The following is a 17,416-nucleotide window of genomic DNA, read 5'->3' on the forward strand; positions in this document are numbered from 1 at the left end:
AAAAAAGGAACCAGTCGGTTCCTTTTATCTTTTTTATTTCTCCAGCCATTTCCTGGCATTTACAAATCCTTCCAGCCATGGTGACACTTCATCCTTGCGTCCATCCGGATAATGAGCCCAGTTCCACTGGAAAGTAGATCGCTCCATGTGAGGCATCATAACCAGGTGCCTGCCGCTGGCATCTGTAAGTGCTGCTGCGTTATAATGTGAACCGTTTGGATTCGCCGGGTAGCCTTCGTAAGCATACTTTCCTACAATATGATACCTGTCTTCTTCGTAAGGGAAACTGAATTTTCCCTCACCGTGCGCAGCCCAGATTCCAAGCTTACTACCTGCGAGAGTTGATAACATCACAGAGTTGTTTTCTGGAATTTCTACGGAAGTAAAATTGCACTCGAACTTATGCGACTCATTATGCAACATTTTGGGTTTTTGCTCGTGCTCAGCATTGATAAGACCAAGTTCGATGAATAACTGGCATCCATTGCAAACCCCAAGACTGAGAGTATCTTCTCTTTTAAAGAAATTTTCCAGGGCCGCCTTTGCTTTTTCATTATACAGGAATGCTCCTGCCCAACCTTTTGCACTTCCAAGAACGTCTGAATTGGAGAATCCTCCAACTGCCGCAATAAATTGAATATCTTCCAGGTTTTCTCTTCCAGAGATCAGGTCGGTCATATGCACGTCTTTCACATCAAAACCTGCGAGGTACATAGCCCTTGCCATTTCTCTTTCAGAATTGGAACCTTTCTCACGAATGATCGCTGCCTTTACACGCGATACACCGGCGTCCAGCACAGGTAATTTTCCAGTAAAATGTTCCGGAAACTTAAATTCCAGCGGTTGATTTTTATAATTATTGAATCGTTCAGTGGCTTTGTCGATCCCGCTTTGACGTTCATCCAGCAGGAAGCTGGTTTTGTACCAGGAATCCCTTAATTTAGCAATATGAAAATGGAACTCATCTGCACCTACCTTTATATTGAGTGCGGACCCTTCAGTCACAGTTCCAATTCGATGGTATTCAATTCCAAGCTCCTTCATAAAAGCTTCCGCAGTATCATCTTTCGCCTGGAATACAATTCCGCAGTTTTCATTAAAGAACAGTTTGATAATATCCTGTTCGCCCAGATGGCTCAGGTCAAGATTTGCACCTAAATTGACATCTGCAAAACACATTTCCAGCAACGTAGTGATCAATCCGCCAGATGCCACATCATGACCAGCTGCAATCATATCGCTCTTGATCATGGACTGCACGGCGTTAAAGATCTTACTGAAGCGTTCCTCATCCTTAACCGTAGGAGCCTCATCACCAATTCTGTTCAAAATCTGGGCAAAAGTAGAGCCTCCCAGTTTATAATCATCTCCGGAAAGGTTGATATAATAGATACTTCCGGCATTCTTCTTAAGTACCGGTTCCACGACAGATTTGATATCATCACAGTGTCCAGCCGCTGATATGATAACTGTTCCCGGAGATAGAACATCACCATCTTTATACTTCTGTTTCATGGAAAGCGAATCTTTTCCAGTAGGTACATTAATTCCCAGTGAGATTGCGAAATCTGAAATACCTTTTACCGCTTCGTAGAGCCTAGCGTCTTCACCTTCATTGTTGCAAGGCCACATCCAGTTCGCTGAAAGTGATATGGATTTAAGCCCTTTCTCTAAAGGAGCCCAGATGATATTAGACAATGCCTCTGCAATAGAATTACGCGAGCCAGCTACAGGATCTATTAGTGCAGAAACAGGGGAGTGCCCAATAGAGGTGGCAACCCCTTCCTTACCGTTGTAATCAAGCGCCATAACCCCGCAATTATTCAAAGGCAATTGCAATGGTCCTACCGTTTGCTGTTTCGCGACACGTCCTGAAACGCAACGATCTACTTTGTTGGTAAGCCAGTCTTTGCAGGCAACCGCTTCCAGTTGAAGGACCTGTTGTAAATATTCATGAACTTTCTCCTGCTGGTAATCCAGCTTCATATATTGGCGATTCACGGTGCTGTCTTCCATGATCGTTTTGGGGGAGCTCCCGAACATGTCTGCCAGTGCAAGATCCATTGGCTTGTCACCAGACTTCATACCCTCGAACGTGAACCTGTAATCACCGGTTACCTTTCCAACCTCAAAGATAGGAGAACGCTCGCGGTCTGCCACCCTCTTTAAAGTATCCAGGTCTTTCTGCCCAATAACCAGCCCCATTCTTTCCTGGGATTCATTTCCTATGATCTCCTTGGCTGAAAGAGTAGGATCACCAACAGGTAAACTATCGAGATCAATCTTTCCTCCTTTTTCTTCGACCAGTTCACTCAAACAGTTCAAGTGACCGCCTGCACCATGATCGTGAATGGAAACTATAGGGTTATGCTCGCTTTCAACCATACCTCGAACAGCATTTGCTGCTCTTTTCTGCATTTCGGGATTGGAGCGCTGTATGGCATTTAGTTCTATACCGCTGCTAAATGCTCCAGTATCTGCGGAAGAAACGGCTGCACCGCCCATTCCAATTCTATAATTTTCTCCTCCAAGAACAACGATACTGTCATTTTCTTCGGGAATGTCTTTTAAAGCCTGGTCTTTTTTTCCGTAGCCAATACCACCAGCAAGCATGATCACCTTGTCATAACCCAATGAGCGGTCATGTTCGGTGTGTTCGAAAGTAAGTACAGACCCAGAAATTAATGGCTGACCAAATTTATTTCCGAAATCTGAAGCTCCGTTCGATGCCTTGATCAATATATCCATGGGTGTCTGGTATAACCACTCACGTTCCTTCATCGCTTTTTCCCACGGCCTGTCATTTTCAAGCCTTGAATAAGAAGTCATGTATACAGAAGTTCCTGCCAGAGGAAGTGAGCCCTTACCACCAGCCAGCCTGTCTCTAATTTCTCCACCACTACCAGTGGCAGCTCCATTAAAAGGTTCTACCGTGGTTGGGAAGTTATGAGTTTCAGCTTTGAGGGAAATAACAGATTCAAAATCCTTAATTTCATAGTATTCCGGTACGTCGGGCGCTTTTGGGGCAAACTGTTCAACGACAGGTCCGTTTATAAAAGCGACATTATCCTTGTATGCTGAAACGATCTCGTTAGGATGCTCTTCAGAAGTTTTCCTGATTAGTTTAAAAAGGGATACCGGTTTTTCTTCGCCATCGATAACGAAAGTCCCGTTAAAGATCTTGTGCCTGCAATGTTCTGAATTCACCTGGGAAAAACCAAAAACTTCAGAATCTGTAAGTTTTCGACCTAATTTTTCTGAAAGTAGCTCCAGATATTGAACTTCTTCAGTATTTAATGCTAAACCTTCCTGTTTATTATAGGCTGCGATATCATCGATTTCCAGGATAGGTTTTGGCTCCACATGAATGTCAAAAATTTCCTGATCCAGTTGCTTGTATTTTTGTGAAAGCATTGGATCAAAATCTGAGAAATTTTCGTCTACTCTAAGAAATTCCTCAATTCTTACGATCCCGGTAATGCCCATATTCTGGGTGATCTCTACCGCATTCGTACTCCACGGAGTGATCATTGCGGCACGTGGGCCAACAAAAAAATCTGCAAAAGCAGATTTATTTATTTGAAGGGTGTTTCCAAAAAGCCAGTTTAATTTCGAAATAGACTGGGCAGAAAGGTTAGAATGCGTTTCAACCGCAAAAACCTTGGTAGTTTGATTTCCGAAGAAAAGGATCATGTAAGTTGTGTTAGTGTTGTTTTGAACAGGACACAAATTTACTTTTTTGCCTTCAATCCATGAAATTAAAATCTGTCAATATCGAATCTGTACATTGACAAATTTTATGTACTAATTGAATGCTGGATTTTTAGGCCTGTTTTTCCAATAGCGCCATATAGAATCCATCATAGCCGCTTTCGCTGGACAGTATTTTCTTTTCCCTTAGTAGACGGAATTCTTTCCCTTCTTCCGTTTTAAGAAACTTCTGAACCTGTCTGTCATTTTCTGAAGGTAGAATGGAACAGGTGGCATACACCATTTTTCCACCTTTTTTCAGGATTCTGGAGTATTGCTGAAGGATCTCTGCCTGAGTATCATTGATTCTGGCAAGAAATTCTGGCTGAAGTTTCCATTTCGCATCTGGATTTCTGCTAAGAACTCCAAGTCCGCTACAAGGTGCGTCAATAAGAACCCTGTCTGCTGAATTGTAAAGTTTCTTAATCACTTTCGTAGTGTCGATACTCCTGGTCTCTACATTATGAGCTCCAGCTCGCTTTGCGCGTCTCTTTAGTTCCTTTAATTTATTTCCGTAGATATCAAGGGCAATGATCTGACCTTTATTTTCCATGAGTGCTGCCAAATGAAGGGTCTTTCCACCTGCGCCTGCGCAAGTATCTACAACTCTCATTCCTGGTTGTACATCGAGAAATTCTGCCACTCTTTGAGAACTGGCGTCCTGAACTTCAAAAAGACCATCCTGGAAAGCTTTAGTTCTAAAAATATTAGAACGCACCTTGAGCTCCAGCGCTTCGGGGTAATTTCTAACTTTGTTGGTTTCGATACCTTCTTCCAGTAAAATAGCCGCAAGCTTATCTGGAGTTGTTTTTAAACTATTTGCCCGTAAGACTACCGGTGCCTGTGAATTCAGGGCGCTTAATTCCTGAGTCCATATTTTTTCACCTAACTCTTTTACACCAAGTTCGTCCAGCCAGTCTGGTACAGATTCCCTGAACTTGCGGGTTCTGCTAAGCTCATCAAATTTTCCTTTGATCCTTCTTACCGGGGTACCTTCCAGCTGTGGCCAGTCTGGAATTTTGACGCCTCGCAGCACACACCAGACTGCAAAAATCCTGAATAGATCTTCTCTGGAAAATGGTTCTTTTACTTCAGCGATCTCAGCATATAATCTTTTCCAGCGAACAATATCATAAGTGGTTTCAGCAATAAAACTGCGATCTCTGGATCCCCATCTTTTATCACGTTTCAGCGTTTTCTCGATAACTTTATCAGCATATTTCCCATCGTTGAAAATTTCAGCAAGAGCATCGATAGTTGCAAAAACGAGATTTCTGTGTAAGCGCATAATTCTTCTTTAAGCCGGCAAAGTTACGTTTTTTTGATTCGGAAAAATCTATATTTGAATCAAATCTATTTTATGAAAAAACTGGTACTTCTTCTATTAGTCCTTTCTACAGGTTGCAAAAACAACGATTCGTCTGAAGCTGAAGATTCAGCTTCCAAAAGTAACAGGACAACTTTCAGTGAAGTTCATGTTGAAAACATACTGGAGGACGACTCTTTGAGTATTAGAGCAATCGAGGTGATTGGGGAAAACCTGGCTATTGCCGCTAATAAGGGAACGTATGGTCTGTACAATGCAACTACGAATTCCTGGAAAACCAATACCCAGGCTTACGACAGCATCTATCCAGAGTTTCGATCCATTGCCAGCACTTCCAACGATTTTTTCATGCTGAGTGTGGGAAGTCCGGCATTATTGTATAAAACCGGAAACAATGGCAAGTTGGAACTTGTTTATAAGGAAGATGATGCCAAAGCTTTCTATGATTCCATGACTTTCTGGAATGACACGGAAGGTATTGCCATGGGCGATCCTACCAAAACCTGTATTTCCATCATTGTTACAAGAGACGCAGGTAAAACCTGGAAGAAAATTGACTGTGAAAAGCTTCCGGCAGCTGCAGAGGGAGAAGCCGCTTATGCCGCCAGTAATTCAAACATAGCGACATATAAAGATGAAACCTGGATCATTACAGGAGGAATGAAATCCAGAATTTTATATTCTCCAGACAAGGGGAGTAGCTGGGAGGTATTCGATACGCCACTTATTCAGGGAACTGCTACCACTGGAGGTTACAGTATTGACTTTCTTGACTCCGAAACCGGTTTTGTAATAGGAGGTGATTATACCAAATCCAGGGATAATCAAGCAAATAAAGCAATTACTACAGATGGTGGCAGAACCTGGAAACTGGTAGCTCAAGGGCAGGAGCCTGGTTACAGGAGTTCAGTTCGATTTGTTCCCGGTAGTGCAGGGCAGGAACTCATTGCGGTGGGATTCGAAGGCATTGATTATAGTGAGAACAGGGGAGAAACCTGGTCAAAGTTGAGCGATGAAGGATTTTTTACGATTCGATTCATCAACGATTCGACTGCTTACGCGGCAGGAAGTGGAAGAGTGGCGAAACTTAGGTTTAAATAAAAAAGCCCGACTTCTACAGCCGGGCTTAATCAAACTAAATACTTAACCAATCTTAATCGTCACTTGAGTTGTTATTTCCCTTTTTCGCTCGGTATTCACGTATGAGCTTTTTATGAAATTCATCCTCCAGCTTATGTAATTTTATAATGTCTTTAGCAGTTATGATCTGTTTTAAATCCCTGAAAAGTTGCTTTTTGATTTTATACTCTTCATTTTCTACAGCAAGAAATTCATTTAAAAGTTCATCGGCCTGCTCCTCATTATAGCAGCTAACATCCTCCAGTTCTATATGTTCACGTTCGTGTAACTTGCGTTTTTTTATTTCATACTCATTGTAAATAGGCCAGAATTGCTGCGCAAGTTTATCTGTAAGCTCAAGCTCCTGGGTAATAAAAGCCACTTTCAATGCTTTTATTCGTTTGTGTTGCGCTTCCCGATCTTCGTTTTTTTCCTGTGCCAGGACAATATTGGCTGGCAGTAGAAACAATATTATTAGTAGGTATCTTTTCATAATTAGTCCATTATATAAGATGGATCTTCAACATTCTCATCGATATATTCAAAAGCCGCTTCAGTATCAATCTCGGTAAAGTCGGCTTCCAGATCACCATCTGTTATCAAATCTGAATATTCAACACTATTCAGGTCGATACTTCCCATTTCATAACTATCATAGAGGTAGTTTTCCAGGGCAGTAACCTCGATATCTTCCCATCCCAGTTCGTTCGTTTGAGTGGAAGGAAAAAAATTACCCAGCATAATAACCAAAATTGCAGCAATGGCTGAAGCGTACAACCAGTACTCTTTCTTAAACAATTGTACAACCTTAGTTTCAGGATTAGCGGTCTTTGCCAGGATGCTATCTTCCAGCTCGTCGAAGTATTTATCGGGCGTAGTAAATCCAGGCTTTCCCGAATCTGGCAATTCATTATGTATAAAAATTTTATCCATAAGACTATTTTCCAGATCCTGGAAATAGGTTTCCGGGACTTTGAATCCGGAGTTATTCTTATGTCTAAAATGTTCAGTTTTCATCGTGTTTATGACTTCCTATTTGGATAAAGGTTTAATGTGACTTTAAAAATTCTTCGATCTTTTTGGTCGCAATATGATACGAAGCTTTCAAAGCTCCTTCACTGGTACTCAAAATTTCTGCCATTTCTCTGTATTTGAGTTCCTCGAAATATTTCATATTGAAGACCTGTTGCTGTTTCTGCGGAAGTGTGGCGATCGCTTTTTGCAACTTCAACTGGATCTCACTTCCTTCGAAATAAACGTCACTCTCGAGATTGTCAATAATCTGGTCCTGCAATTCTTCCGAAGTAATTTTTAATCGGCGCGCTTTCTTATTGATAAAGGTGATCGCCTCATTTGTTGCGATACGGTACATCCAGCTGTATAGTTTACTATCACCTTTAAATTTGTCAATATTTCTAAAGATCTTTATAAAGGTGTTTTGCAAAATATCATCAGTATCATCATGACTTTTTGCAATATTCCTTATATGCCAGTATAATCGCTCCTTGTAAAGCGTGATCAATTCCCTGAAAGCCTCCTGGGAAGTTGATTGCTTCTGCAATCTTAGGATAAGATCTTGTTCAGCTTCTTGTATTTTGGACATAGTTGGACGTTCCATACAAAGATATTCAATTCAACGATCGGTCAAAACAGAGAATAAAATTATAGATGGTAAGTAATAACCTACAAAAAATAAAAAATCACGGTTGAAAGTTAAAAATATCAGATAAAATGCAATTTTAATTTGGACAAACGGTTTTTAAACGTATATTTACGACAGTTAAAAGATTTAATCCTTTTTTTGCCCCTTAAAAATTGAATTATTTCTAAATATTCTTACTGCCCCAAGTGAGAATATTCATTAAAAAAAGGATGATATCTATGTAGTCATCCTTTTTTTTATGCCTGAATTTTTTCAGGATCATTCGAATGACTGCATCGCTACCAGTTTCTTATAAGTCCCATTGGCATCAATCAATTCCTGGTGTTTGCCCTGCTCAACAATTTCGCCTTTTTGCATCACCACAATCTTATCGGCATTTTGAATTGTAGATAATCTGTGGGCGATCACTATGGAAGTACGGTTTTTCATCATGTTCTCCAGTGCCTTCTGAACCAGTTTTTCACTTTCAGTATCCAGGGCAGAGGTCGCTTCATCCAAGATCATCACCGGTGGATTTTTTAATACTGCTCTCGCAATGGATAAGCGTTGCTTCTGGCCACCACTCAGTTTATTACCACTATCCCCAATATTAGTGTCCAGTTGTTTGGGTAGATCCTGTACGAATTCCCAGGCATTAGCAATCTTCAGAGCATCAATAATTTCCTCATCTGTAGCACCCACTTTGCCCAGGGCTATGTTGTTACGAATGCTATCATTGAATAAAATGGAATCCTGAGTCACTAGTCCAAGAAGATCACGGAGATCAGATTTCTTTATTTTCCTGATATCGATGCCGTCAATTTTAATGGTTCCCGCGTTTACATCATAGAACCTGGTGATCAAATTGGCAATCGTGGATTTTCCTGAACCCGATTGACCTACCAGCGCAACCGTTTCACCTTTTTGCACATTGATGGAAAATTGCTTCAGAACCATTTCTTCTTCATAAGCGAAGTCTACCTTCGAAATCTCAATACCAGATTCAAAATTCTTTTTATTCACTGCTTCCGGATGATCGGTGATCGTTGATGGAGTTTCAAGTACCTGCAGGATTCTCTCTGCTGCCGCGTCACCTTTTTTAACGCTATAGGTGGCTTTTGAAATTTGTTTGGCTGGTGTCAGGATATTATAAGCTAAACCAAGAAATGCTATAAAAGTCGCGGCGTCCAGAGATTCTTCAACCAGGACCATATTTCCACCAAACCACAGAATGACCACAATCACAAAGATCCCCAGGAATTCACTGGTAGGCGAAGCCAGGTTCTGCCTGTTTATAAGGCTATTTAGAATTTCTTTGAGTCTGTTAGTACTCTGCTGGAACCTGTTGTAGAATTTACCTTCAGCATTAAAACCTTTGACGATTTTTAAACTGGAGAGTGTTTCTTCAACAATACTTAAAAAATGACCATTTTCTTCCTGTGCAAGATTGGATTTCCTTTTGAGCTGTTTTCCAATCAAACTAATAATAAAACCAGCGATTGGCAGAAATATAAATACAAAAAGTGTCAATTGCGCGCTCATCACCAACATGGCCATGATCGTAAATAATATTGTGAGCGGTTCCCGTACAATAAGTTCCAGAATAGAAAGGAACGAGGTTTGAACCTCGTTTACATCAGCCGTAATTCGTGATATAGTATCACCTTTTCTTTTTTCTGAAAAGTAGGCAACAGGTAAAGCAAGAATCTTTTTGTACATCGCATCACGAAGATCTCGAAGTACACCATTCCGAAGAAATGTTAGAAAGAAAGAACTTAGATAACCGAATAGGTTTTTCAGAAAGAAAAGAAGTACCACGATACCGCAGATGAAAACAAGAGCAGCGACTTCATCCTTATTCACTCTCTGCGTGACCTCGTAATTGAAATAATCTGTTACATAATCCTTTGCATTGGAAATCCCATTATAAACCGGTTTCTCTGTAACTCTTTTGGTTTTATCAAAGAGTACCTGTATTACTGGTATAAGCGCGATAAATGATAAAGTGCTGAATATCGCGTAAAAGACATTGCAAATAATATTGAGGATCGCAAACTTCCTGTACGGCATTGCGAACATCATGATCTTCTTAAAATAGGTCATCTAAAGAAATTTAGCCCAGTTTTAGTTCTTCTTTGATACGGGCAATCTTATCACTTAATTTCTGATCTTCAGCATCATAATTCTGAATGTCATTCAATTCAGAATTCACGCTGATGTAGAACTTGATCTTTGGTTCTGTACCGCTTGGCCTTGCCGCGATCTTCGTTCCGTTTTCAGTATAGTAAATGAGTACATTTGATTTAGGAATGTTAATGACAGATTCATTATGTTCCAAAGTGTTCTTAGCAGTAGAACTGTGGTAATCCTCGATAAGTACAACTTTTTCCCCGTCAATCTCCTGCCATGGGTTTTCTCTAAGATCAATTAGCATTCGTTTGATCTCCTGTTCACCCTGTATTCCTTTCTTGACCAGCGAAATAAGTTCCTCTCGAAAAAGACCATGCTCTACATAAAGCTCCAGTAGTTTTTCATAAAAAGACTTTCCGTCTGCCTTCATTTTTGCTGCGATTTCACAGGCGAGTAGGGTAGCGGTTACGGCATCTTTGTCTCTAACAAAATCACCAACCATATAACCGAAACTTTCTTCTCCACCTCCAATGAAATTCATCTCAGGATGGTCTTTGATCAATTTTGCGATCCATTTAAATCCTGTTAGAACTTCTTTGTATTCTACTCCGTACGATTCGGTTAAATTCTTCATCATTGGAGTAGATACAATGGTAGAAGCAACGAATTCTGATCCTTTGATCCTATCCTGCTTTTTCCATTCCTCGAGTAGAAACCAGGTCATCACCAGCATGGTTTGATTTCCATTTAGAAGTACCATCTTACCGCTTAAATCACGAACGGCAACTCCCAGCCTGTCGCAATCGGGATCTGTGCCAATTACAATATCGGCATTGATTTCTTCAGCCTTTTCCAAAGCCATTTTTAGCGCTTCTGGTTCTTCCGGGTTTGGCGATTTCACGGTTGGAAAATTGCCATCCGGCTGGCGCTGTTCCTCTACGATATGGACATTACTAAAGCCTGCCTTATCCAGAACTTCAGGAACCATGGTGATCGAAGTTCCGTGCAGGGAAGTAAATACAACTTTGAGATCACTCTTAGCGGTAGCTGAAGTATCAAAACTCCCATTTTCTACGGAAGCTTTTGCAAAGGATTCATCAACTTTTTTATCAATCTTTTCGATCAGCGATTCGTTCGCTTCGAATTTAACTTCTGTGTAGTCTAGATTATTAATGGTTTGAATTACTTCCTTATCCTGTGGCGGAACTAACTGGCCACCATCCTGCCAGTAAACCTTGTAGCCATTATATTCTGGTGGATTATGACTTGCCGTAAGCACGATCCCGCAATGACAATCCAATTCCTTAACTGCGAAGGATAATTCAGGAGTAGGTCTTAATTCAGAAAATAAATAAACTTTGATGTCATTTGCTGAAAATACATCTGCCACTACTTTAGCAAGGGTATCACTGTTATTTCTACAATCATAGGCAATGGCCACCTTGATCTGTTCTCCAGGAAAAGATTTCTTTAAATAATCTGAAAGTCCCTGGGTGTTTTTCCCTAAGGTGTATTTGTTGATGCGGTTTGTACCAACTCCCATGACACCCCGCATTCCACCGGTACCAAATTCAGCATTCTTATAAAAGCTTTCTTCCAGTTCGCCGGGATCATCGCTTATGAGTCGGTTGATCTCAGCTTTAGTGTCTGCATCAAATATATCAGTTAGCCACGCCTGTGCTTTCTGAAGAATTTCAGGTTTATTAGTTGCCATAATTAGTTGGTTTTGCTAAACAAAAATAATGATTAATAACAGAAAGGTACTAAATATTACTGGTGGTTTTTCGAATTAGGTAGCGCTCTTTCTCTCGCTTTGAACGAAGAATAAGTTCTCCCAGAAATCCTGCAAGAAAAAATTGAGTTCCTATGATCATTACCGCAAGTGAAATATAGAACCAGGGATTTTGAGTTACCAGCACATTTGGTAAGCCATGATAAAGTTTATAAAGCTTGGAGACACCAATAAGGAAGGCTGAAATAAAGCCAATGATAAACATTAGAACTCCCAAAGCACCAAAAAGATGCATGGGTCTTCGTCCAAATTTGGATAAAAACCAGATGCTGATAAGATCTAGAAACCCGTTGATAAACCTACTGGCACCAAATTTTGTCTTGCCGTACTTCCTGACCTGGTGCTTCACTTCTTTTTCGGTGATTTTGTTAAAGCCAGCATTTTTTGCAAGAACAGGGATGTAACGATGCATTTCTCCGTACACATCGATATTTTTAATCACCTCTTTTCTGTAAGCCTTGAGTCCGCAGTTAAAATCATTCAGTTTGACCCCTGAAGTTTTCCTTGCCGCGGCATTAAACAATTTGGAAGGAAGGTTTTTGGTGATCACATTATCGTAGCGTTTCTTCTTCCATCCTGAAACCAGGTCATATTTCTGCTCCTTGATAAGGGCATATAATTCAGGAATTTCATCTGGATTATCCTGAAGGTCGGCATCCATGGTAATGATCACGTCACCCTGAGCTTCTATAAAGCCTGCATGCAAGGCCTGGGATTTCCCGTAATTTCTATTAAAACGTATTCCTTTTACACGATCATCGGCTTCAGAAAGTGATTCGATGGTTTTCCATGAACCATCTGTGCTGCCATCATCAATAAAAATGATCTCGTAAGAAAAGGAATTGGATCGCAATACTTTTGCGATCCAATTATATAATTCAGCCAAAGATTGCTCTTCGTTGAGTAATGGTATAACTACCGATATCTGCATGTATTATGCGTTTGTCTTATCTTTTTCTCTAAAGATCAAAGCTACGATTAATCCTATAATTGAAAAGAAAATCAATTGTCCTCCAAAACTAATAGCAATATTTTTGAGCGAAAAGTTGTCCTGCTTTGCAGCTTCAGCCATTCCTGCATTGATCTGCTCTTCCGTCATTCCGAAGCCTTCCAGCATTTCAACTTGCTTTTCCAGAGATAATTCTTTTACTGTTTCTGCAGCTTCCGGGTCTATGACATTGAATAGAAGCAGAGTAAACACGGTAGCCAGGAGCATACCAATAAAAACAGTTAGAAAATAAGGAGTAAATGCCTCTTTAAAGGTGAATAGTGAGGTACTGGCCGCTTTGGATTTTTTGACAGCCATGGTCGCAAGAGTCACGATCAAAATTAAATTTACGAAAAACATATACCATTCGGTCATCAAAGAGACATCGAAGGCATAGATAAGTACAGTAATTAAGATTAAGGCGATCCCAAGATACATTCCGTAACTGGTTCCTAACTTTTTAGTTGATTGTTCCATTGTAAGTTGTAGATTGATTAATTTAGCAGTTAGTTAACAAATATAAGCAAACGTTACACTCGATAATAAATAAAAACTTTTTCCGATTTTATTTGTTGGTAAGTTGTAATTAGTTAAATTTGCACCTCGAAAATTAAAAGATCAAAGCGATGAAGCAGGGAATCCATCCGGAAAATTATAGATTAGTTGCATTTAAAGATATGTCTAACGAAGACGTATTTTTGACTAAATCTACAGCAAAAACAAAAGAAACTATTGAAGTTGACGGAACTGAATACCCGTTGGTAAAACTGGAAATCTCCAGAACTTCTCATCCATACTACACTGGACAAACCAAATTACTGGATACTGCAGGTAGAATTGATAAGTTCAAAAACAAATACTCTAAGTTCAAGAAGAAGTAATTCTCTTGAGTTTTCGATATACAAAGCCGCTTTTAGCGGCTTTTTTCATTTTACCACCAATCGTTTCCAGGGAAATTTTATTTTTGCTGAATCAATGCAAACGCCATGAACTATATTCTTTTTGACGGAGCTTTCCGTAATAACCTATTGCCATTTACATTCACCAGGCCAGTAGCCGATCTACGGATTGGAATACTCACTATTCGTGAAAAATGGGAGCAGCGATTAAATGCTACTACGTCAACTAAAACTGAAGACTATCTTTCCGAAAAATGGCCTTTAGAATTAGAGACGTCCAATATATTTATAAATGCTTCGGTACTGCCGAGTGATACACTGGTTGAGGAAATTTCAGCACTTCAGCATGGCGAAAAATTAGTTTTTAAAGACATCTTAATAGCTTATAAATTTGAAGGGAATGCTGAACCGTCTCCTGAAGATCTACAGCTTAAAGAATCGTCCAGAAAACCTTTTGTCGTTGCCCATACCTGGGATATATTTTCTAAAAATGCAGAGGCTATCCAGATAGACTTTGATCTTCTAACCAAGGAAAGAACTTCTCAAAAAATAGATTCTTCTAATTATGTCAAGGCTCAGGACAATATTTTTATTGAGGAAGGTGCAAGCGTAGAGAACTGCTCACTTAATGCCAGCGAGGGACCAATTTATATTGGGAAAAATGCAACAGTTATGGAAGGATCCCTGATCAAAGGCCCTTTCGCACTTGGAGATTCTGCCACGATAAAAATGGGAGCTAAGATATATGGTGCAACAACCATTGGACCTTCCTGCAAAGCCGGAGGTGAGATAAGCAACTCGGTGATGTTTCAGAATTCCAATAAAGGACATGACGGATTTTTAGGGAATTCTGTCCTTGGGGAATGGTGTAACATAGGGGCCGACTCCAATAACAGCAACTTAAAGAATAATTATGCTGCCGTTCGTTTATGGGATTATGAGCAGGAGCGTTTTGCCGATACCGGGTTACAATTTTGCGGCCTAATCATGGGCGATCACAGTAAATGTGGGATTAATACCATGTTCAATACCGGAACCGTAGTAGGAGTGAGTGCTAATATTTTTGGAAGTGGTTTCCCTAGGAATTTCATTCCATCATTTAGCTGGGGCGGCAGTGCAGGAACTACAACTTACAAGCTAACTAAGGTTTTTGAGACTGCCAGGCTGGTTATGCAGCGCAGGGGAGTAGAGCTGACTTCAGCCGATGAGAAAATCATGGAATATATTTATGATTATTCTGCGAAATGGAGGAGGGATTAAATTCCAGAAAGCAGGGTTGATCATTTGATTTTCAGCCTAATAATTGATTTTTTTACAAGACTTTAAGTTGGTATCTTTGCAGCCCGAATTACAGGATTAGACGAATTGATCATGAGCGCAAAAAAAGTAGCATTTTATACCCTTGGCTGTAAGCTGAATTTTTCTGAAACTTCCACGATCGCAAGATCTTTTGAAAATGAAGGATTCCAGAGGGTGGAGTTCGAGGAAGCGGCAGATATCTACGTGATCAATACCTGTTCTGTCACTGAAAATGCCGATAAGCGATTTAAAACGATCGTGAAACAGGCGCAGAGGGCAAATGAGGATGCGTTTCTTATAGCTGTAGGCTGTTACGCTCAATTAAAACCCGAGGAACTGGCTGCGGTAGAAGGTGTGGACCTGGTGCTGGGTGCCACTGAAAAATTTAAAATCACAGACTATTTGAACGATCTCACCAAGAACGATCATGGAGAAGTTCATAGTTGTGAGATCAACGAAGCAGATTTCTATGTGGGTTCTTATTCTATAGGCGATCGTACCCGGGCATTTTTAAAAGTCCAGGATGGTTGTGATTATAAATGTACCTACTGTACAATTCCCCTGGCCAGAGGGATTTCTAGAAGTGATCGCTTGGAAAATGTCCTTCAGAATGCTTCTGAAATTTCAGAACAGGGAATTAAAGAGATCGTTCTTACGGGAGTAAATATTGGTGATTACGGAAAAGGTGAGTTCGGCAATAAAAAACATGAGCATACTTTTCTTGAGCTTGTACAGGCACTAGACGAAGTTGAAGGTATTGAAAGACTCAGAATATCCTCAATAGAGCCAAATCTACTGAAAAATGAAACGATCGATTTTGTTGCATCCAGTAAAACTTTTGTGCCGCATTTCCATATTCCATTACAAAGTGGAAGCGATGATATGCTGAAGCGTATGCGCCGGCGATATCTTAGCGATCTTTATGTAGATCGTGTGAATAAGATTAAAGCTGTGATGCCCAATGCGTGTATTGGTGTGGATGTCATTGTTGGATTCCCGGGTGAAACTGATGAGCATTTTCTGGAAACTTATAATTTTCTTCAGGAGCTGGATATTTCCTACCTGCATGTATTCACTTATTCAGAAAGAGATAATACACCGGCAGCAGAGATGGACGGTGTGGTAGCTCTGAAAGTTAGAAAGAAAAGGAGTAAAATGCTAAGAGGTTTATCTGCCAAAAAACGCCGGGCATTTTATGAAAGTCAGATGGGAAATACCGCAACGGTTCTTTTTGAAGGGGAGAACAAATCAGGATATATTCATGGATTCACCGAAAACTATGTAAAGGTGAAGGCGCCATGGAATCCAAAATTGGTAAATACCCTGAAAAAAGTGAATCTTACCAAGATCGATGAAGATGGCCTGGTAAGATTCGAAATGCTTCAGGAAGAACTGGTTTAAATGTTCATGCCCACAGGGAGCAGATCTTTATATTTTCTTCTGTTTTTGCGCATAAAGCCAGCGATCGCCGGGTTTGTTGGAACCACTCTCATATTCGTTTCGCTTATTCTGGAAAGCACTGCCTCTATAAAATCGCTTTGTTTATCTGAAACAGCTTCCGGAACTTTGATTTTTGTTAGAAAAATCTTTCGATCCTGTTGAGAGTATTCTATAATCCAGAGTTCGCCGTCCATTTCAGTTTCAAACTGTCTTAAAAATTCATTGTCTGTGATCTTCATTTCTTCTACATTCATATTTTAAGTTTTAATTCATAGGCACTTCAATAAAAAGAACCGTGGATTTATTTTCAACTTCAAGATTCAACTTGGTGGTATTCCAGATACCTACCGCATCACGTCTGGATAACTTCGTGCCATCTATTTCTGCTTGACCGTCAATCAGAAATACATAAACACCATTAGCAGTATCATTTAGATTATACTCAATATTCCTGCCAGTTTCTAACTTTTGTATCGACAGGAAGGCATTCTGATGAATCTTCAATGCATTATCGTCCTCATGATTCATCGGTGCTACCACGGTTACCAGTTCACCAGTTTCTAACTGTTTGCTGTAATTCTTTTGATCATACCTGGGTTCGTGCCCATTTTTATCGGGGAAGATCCATATCTGTAGCATGTTCAGCTCCTCGGTAGAGGAATTGAACTCACTATGTTCTACACCTGTGCCTGCACTCATCACCTGCACTTCGCCTTTCTCAATGACGGCGGTGTGATCCATCGAGTCTTTATGTCTTATGGCTCCTTGCAGAGGAATGGATATGATTTCCATGTCTTTGTGTGGGTGCGTGCCAAACCCCATTCCAGATTTCACGTAATCATCATTGAGTACTCGAAGGAGTCCGAAATTAGTTTTATTGGGATCAAAATAGTTGGCAAAGCTAAAGGAGAAGTTGGCATTTAACCAACCATGATTTGCGGTACCACGAGATGCGGCCGGGTGAAAAATTTTATCCATTATTTATGAGTTATAAGATTTGAAAGTCTAAGATTAAAGGCTAATTTTGATT

Annotated in this window: 15 protein-coding genes; 4 read left to right on the forward strand and 11 right to left on the reverse strand. The window is 40.2% G+C overall.

The window, feature by feature from the left end; genetic code table 11:
- Window positions 1-33 precede the first annotated feature (33 nt).
- Together purL and G529_RS0113415 are read right to left on the reverse strand one after the other, a co-directional pair.
- Entirely contained in the window at window positions 34-3,693 is a 3,660-nt protein-coding gene (gene purL / locus G529_RS0113410; RefSeq protein ID WP_026916013.1) for a phosphoribosylformylglycinamidine synthase, read from the reverse strand.
- A 130-nt stretch (window positions 3,694-3,823) separates the two neighbouring features.
- Window positions 3,824-5,038: an RsmB/NOP family class I SAM-dependent RNA methyltransferase gene (locus G529_RS0113415; protein ID WP_026916014.1), complete on the reverse strand. Its 1,215-nt coding sequence runs from the start codon at window positions 5,036-5,038 to the stop codon at window positions 3,824-3,826.
- Window positions 5,039-5,110: 72 nt separating this feature from the next.
- Between G529_RS0113415 and G529_RS0113420 the strand changes: the two genes are divergently transcribed.
- The gene (locus G529_RS0113420) at window positions 5,111-6,178 is read left to right on the forward strand and encodes a sialidase family protein (RefSeq protein ID WP_026916015.1); all 1,068 of its coding nucleotides are present in this window, start codon (window positions 5,111-5,113) and stop codon (window positions 6,176-6,178) included.
- Between the two features lie 52 nt (window positions 6,179-6,230).
- On the opposite strand, the gene G529_RS0113425 is transcribed toward G529_RS0113420, so the two are convergent.
- The 7 genes from G529_RS0113425 to G529_RS0113455 all read right to left on the reverse strand — a co-directional run bounded on the left by G529_RS0113425 (window position 6,231) and on the right by G529_RS0113455 (window position 13,225).
- On the reverse strand, window positions 6,231-6,689 hold the full coding sequence (locus G529_RS0113425; protein WP_026916016.1) for a hypothetical protein: 459 nt from the start codon (window positions 6,687-6,689) through the stop codon (window positions 6,231-6,233).
- Between the two features lie 2 nt (window positions 6,690-6,691).
- A complete protein-coding gene (locus tag G529_RS0113430) occupies window positions 6,692-7,213 on the reverse strand; it encodes a hypothetical protein (RefSeq protein WP_026916017.1) in 522 nt (173 codons plus the stop codon).
- 31 nt (window positions 7,214-7,244) lie between these two features.
- Entirely contained in the window at window positions 7,245-7,799 is a 555-nt protein-coding gene (locus G529_RS0113435; protein WP_035696139.1) for an RNA polymerase sigma factor, read from the reverse strand.
- A gap of 318 nt (window positions 7,800-8,117) precedes the next feature.
- On the reverse strand, window positions 8,118-9,941 hold the full coding sequence (locus G529_RS0113440) for an ABC transporter ATP-binding protein (protein ID WP_026916019.1): 1,824 nt from the start codon (window positions 9,939-9,941) through the stop codon (window positions 8,118-8,120).
- 10 nt (window positions 9,942-9,951) lie between these two features.
- Window positions 9,952-11,682, reverse strand: a complete 1,731-nt coding sequence (locus tag G529_RS0113445; protein ID WP_026916020.1) for a phospho-sugar mutase — start codon at window positions 11,680-11,682, stop codon at window positions 9,952-9,954.
- Window positions 11,683-11,731: 49 nt separating this feature from the next.
- Window positions 11,732-12,691 (reverse strand): glycosyltransferase family 2 protein, encoded by a 960-nt coding sequence (locus G529_RS0113450; RefSeq protein WP_026916021.1) that lies wholly within the window; start codon window positions 12,689-12,691, stop codon window positions 11,732-11,734.
- Between the two features lie 3 nt (window positions 12,692-12,694).
- Window positions 12,695-13,225 (reverse strand): DUF4199 domain-containing protein, encoded by a 531-nt coding sequence (locus tag G529_RS0113455; RefSeq protein WP_026916022.1) that lies wholly within the window; start codon window positions 13,223-13,225, stop codon window positions 12,695-12,697.
- A gap of 149 nt (window positions 13,226-13,374) precedes the next feature.
- Between G529_RS0113455 and G529_RS0113460 the strand changes: the two genes are divergently transcribed.
- The 3 genes from G529_RS0113460 (at window position 13,375) to mtaB (ending at window position 16,347) form a co-directional block, all read left to right on the forward strand.
- Window positions 13,375-13,629: a type B 50S ribosomal protein L31 gene (locus G529_RS0113460; RefSeq protein ID WP_026916023.1), complete on the forward strand. Its 255-nt coding sequence runs from the start codon at window positions 13,375-13,377 to the stop codon at window positions 13,627-13,629.
- Between the two features lie 105 nt (window positions 13,630-13,734).
- Entirely contained in the window at window positions 13,735-14,907 is a 1,173-nt protein-coding gene (locus tag G529_RS0113465; RefSeq protein ID WP_026916024.1) for a GlmU family protein, read from the forward strand.
- Between the two features lie 111 nt (window positions 14,908-15,018).
- Window positions 15,019-16,347: a tRNA (N(6)-L-threonylcarbamoyladenosine(37)-C(2))-methylthiotransferase MtaB gene (gene mtaB, locus G529_RS0113470; RefSeq protein ID WP_035696140.1), complete on the forward strand. Its 1,329-nt coding sequence runs from the start codon at window positions 15,019-15,021 to the stop codon at window positions 16,345-16,347.
- On the opposite strand, the gene G529_RS0113475 is transcribed toward mtaB, so the two are convergent.
- Window positions 16,344-16,640, reverse strand: coding sequence for a GNAT family N-acetyltransferase (locus G529_RS0113475; protein ID WP_026916026.1), 297 nt, complete (start codon window positions 16,638-16,640; stop codon window positions 16,344-16,346). The genes mtaB and G529_RS0113475 overlap by 4 nt on opposite strands.
- Before the next feature lie 10 nt (window positions 16,641-16,650).
- A complete protein-coding gene (locus tag G529_RS0113480; protein ID WP_026916027.1) occupies window positions 16,651-17,364 on the reverse strand; it encodes a pirin family protein in 714 nt (237 codons plus the stop codon).
- Between the last annotated feature and the right edge of the window lie 52 nt (window positions 17,365-17,416).

It is taken from the genome of Christiangramia portivictoriae DSM 23547 (assembly GCF_000423045.1).
Lineage (GTDB): Bacteria > Bacteroidota > Bacteroidia > Flavobacteriales > Flavobacteriaceae > Christiangramia > Christiangramia portivictoriae.